This is a genomic window from Microcystis sp. M109S1 (genome assembly GCF_020247025.1).
Lineage (GTDB): Bacteria > Cyanobacteriota > Cyanobacteriia > Cyanobacteriales > Microcystaceae > Microcystis.
Genome location: NZ_JADBRW010000216.1, coordinates 1 through 3,176, shown reverse-complemented (window position 1 = coordinate 3,176; position 3,176 = coordinate 1). Strand labels below are relative to the sequence as shown.

Annotated in this window: 3 protein-coding genes; 1 reads left to right on the top strand and 2 read right to left on the bottom strand. The window is 44.2% G+C overall.

Features of this window, described 5'->3' with window-relative positions; genetic code table 11:
* Positions 1-520 precede the first annotated feature (520 nt).
* Together IM322_RS10860 and IM322_RS10855 are read right to left on the bottom strand one after the other, a co-directional pair.
* Positions 521-1,402 (bottom strand): tetratricopeptide repeat protein, encoded by an 882-nt coding sequence (locus IM322_RS10860; protein WP_286824617.1) that lies wholly within the window; start codon positions 1,400-1,402, stop codon positions 521-523.
* Between the two features lie 34 nt (positions 1,403-1,436).
* Positions 1,437-1,583, bottom strand: coding sequence for a hypothetical protein (locus IM322_RS10855; RefSeq protein WP_002740204.1), 147 nt, complete (start codon positions 1,581-1,583; stop codon positions 1,437-1,439).
* Here IM322_RS10855 and IM322_RS10850 point away from each other — a divergent pair.
* A complete protein-coding gene (locus IM322_RS10850) occupies positions 1,525-3,009 on the top strand; it encodes an efflux RND transporter periplasmic adaptor subunit (RefSeq protein WP_287677286.1) in 1,485 nt (494 codons plus the stop codon). The genes IM322_RS10855 and IM322_RS10850 overlap by 59 nt on opposite strands.
* The last annotated feature ends 167 nt before the right edge of the window (positions 3,010-3,176 follow it).

Below are 3,176 nucleotides of genomic sequence, written 5' to 3'. Positions count from 1 at the left end.
TATAAAAGATTGTGCTGCCTATTTTTTCGGAAAAATAGGTTGTAATGGGAGACTCTTTGTTTTCCTGGACAAAAATAATTACTTTTTCAAAAAAACACTTTTCTATTTTTTTGTTGGGTATTTTATTCTCTGGAAGTCCCTAAAATTAATCCGCACCGATAGGGCAAACGCCTCTGGTTCAGACTGTTTGAAAAGCGAAAAATGTCCCTTCGACTCAGACGCAACAGGTTCTCCCGAAATCTCCAAGTGCAGACATTCGGGACATTTATTATCATGTTCTGTCACCTCAATTGCCCTTGATTGCTTTGCCATCATCCCAGTCTTTTTAAACCCTTAACTATAATAATTGTACTGTATGTGGGGTTTGCGGCAAAAAGTTTGTTGTTTTGCTAATAAAGTCCCAAAACCATTTTTTAGCAAAGCTTCTACCGATATTCAGCCAGCCTTAATTAGCTAGAGCAAGCCTCAAGAATTCCTAGCAAATTAACTAAGGGGTTATCTTAATGCTTGCTGCATAAGCTTAATTTTCTTCCTCCACTTCTGGGGTTGGTTGTGGTAAACGAGCGATAAAATCTTTCATTTTGGGATGATTAAACATTTTCTCCGTGTCTTGCAGAAGACGTTGACCCCAGAGATTTTCCTCTAAAAATTTTAGACTGACATAACGACTATCGCTAGTGAGAGCGGCCTGAGCTAATTTGATGCCCTCCTCGGTTTTACCTTGACTATAAATAGCCACCGCAATAGCTAACTGAGGTTCCGGCTGTTTAGGATCGATTTTCAAAGCGGCGCGCCAATCTTTAAGGGCTGCTTCCTTATTGCCCTGTTCGTATTTAACTAAACCAATATTATTAATAGCAGGCCAAAAATTTTTATCTTGAGTAACAGCTTTTTCGTAAGCTGCAATCGCCGCAGGATATTGGTCTAACTTGAGATAGGAATTACCGAGATCAAAAAGAGCGGGGGAGATATCGGGTTTCATTTGCAAACCCGCTTCAATCTGGGCAATAGCAGACTGGTAATCTTGATTCTGAAAATAGGCACTACCGAGGGAAAATTTAATATTAGCGTGGGCATCGGCGGGAGCAAGGGACAAAGATTGATTTAATGCCTCGATACCGAGTTGCACCTGATTGTCTTGCAGATATAAACTACCGAGAATAAACCAAGTTTGATAGAGATGGGGGGCTAACTGCACCGCTAACTTAGCCCGTCCGAGGGCCGCATCGGTACGGCGAAAACGAGCTAATTGGATGGCATCTTCGGCCATTTCAATTCCCGCTTGTTCCATCTGTTCTAACTCCGGTTCGATGGCGTAGGGGAGTAGCGCTTGGGAAAAAGCCGGCGGGCTGCCAGCGACGAAAAAAATGAGCAAAGAAATGATTAATTGAAGTTTTGGCACAGTTTACCCCCGCGATAGGCCTTTTTTAATCAGTCTATCTCGCTTGGGAGTTGTTGGCTAAAGAAACAACAAAGGCAACTCTAGAGACGTTAGTATATAACCAATTAACTTTTGGCTGATCGATGGCAATAACCGTGTTGGGAAAATCAAATCGCCCCCTATTTTGGATATTCGGACTCATGGCTAGTGGTTTTCTGGCGGTGGGAGTGGTTTCTTATCGCTTGCTGCAAACACCTCCTCCTAGCCTAGAATTGGCGAAAATGACCGTTCCTGCTCGACGGGAAACCCTGGCTGTGGAAATTAAAGCTAGTGGTAGGGTGGAACCAATCCAAAGTGTCAACATTAGCCCGAAAAACCCTGGCCGATTAGTGCGATTATTGGTGGATCAGGGCATGATTGTTAAAAAGGGACAAACCCTCGCCGTCATGGATAATTTAGAGGTGTATGCCCGGGGAATGCAGTCAGAAGCGCATCTACGGGAAGCTCTAGCCAATCTGGAACAGGCTAAACGCAGCATTCCCGAAGATATCCGGCAATTACAAGCCCGATTTTATCAGGCCCAGGCCAGTTATAAGCAATTAGAAGCCCGTTTAGCTCAGGCCAAAGAAAGAATTCCGAAAGATTTAGACCAACTGCAAGCTCAGGTACAAGCAGCCCAATCCCGTTTTCGACTAGCAGAAAATCGGGTTAAACGCAATGAAAATTTAGTCCAGGAAGGTGCGATCGCTCAAGACCAATTTGATGCCGTCCTCAATGAATATCTCAACGCCAAAGCTAATTTAGAGGAATCGGTCCGCCGTTTGGAACAAGCAGATAAAACCGCTTCCCCAGAAGTGGCCGGAATTGAGCAGGAAATGATCCGAGCGGCAGCAGCGATCGCAGAAGCGAAATTTGCCCTCGAACAACGCCAAAAAACCCAAGAAACCGAGCTTGCTCGACTAGAATCATCTGTAGCGGCCGCCAGGGCCGATTTAGAGCAAATCAAGATTCAATACCGCGATACAGTCATTACTGCTCCCTTTGATGGCATCATCACCCAAAAATACGCCACCGAGGGTTCTTTTGTCACTCCCACCACTTCGGCCTCCAGTACCGCTTCCGCCACTTCCACCTCGATTATCGCCCTGGCATCGGGATTGGAAGTGATTGCTAAAGTGCCGGAAGTAGATGTGGGTTTATTGCAGCGCGGCCAACCAGTGCGAATTGTCGCCGATGCTTTCCCTGAAGAAGTCTTTGAAGGTCGAGTTATTCTCGTGGCTCCTGAAGCAATTATCGAGGATAATGTTACTTCTTTTGAAGTGAGAATCGGTTTGGTGACGGGATGGGACAAACTCAAATCGAAAATGAATGTGGATGTAACTTTTGTCGGCCAGCAGTTAGATAATGCCCTCGTCGTGCCGACTGTCGCCATTGTCACCCGGGAAGGCAAGTCAGGGGTTTTAGTTGCCGATGCCGAAAATAAACCCAGTTTTAAACCCGTTTCGATCGGTTTGGTCTTAGACGATAAAACCCAAATTTTATCAGGTTTGGAAGCCGGAGAAAAGGTCTTTATCGATCTCCCCGAAGGGGCCCAAGATACCTCAAAAACTAAAATCAGTAAACAGTAAACAGTAATCAGTAATCAGTAAAAAGACAGTAGGAAACTACTATTTAATACTGCACACTTAAAAACTCAAATCTGATAACTGATAACTGATAACTGATAACTGATAACTGATAACTGATAACTGATAACTGATAACTGATAACTGATAACTGATAACTGATAACTGAT

Bases quoted from the DNA above. Each gene is read 5' to 3' on its own strand.
- IM322_RS10850 (WP_287677286.1), top strand. From the start codon at position 1,525: ATGGCAATAACCGTGTTGGGAAAATCAAATCGCCCCCTATTTTGGATA.
- IM322_RS10855 (WP_002740204.1), bottom strand. From the start codon at position 1,583: ATGAGTCCGAATATCCAAAATAGGGGGCGATTTGATTTTCCCAACACG.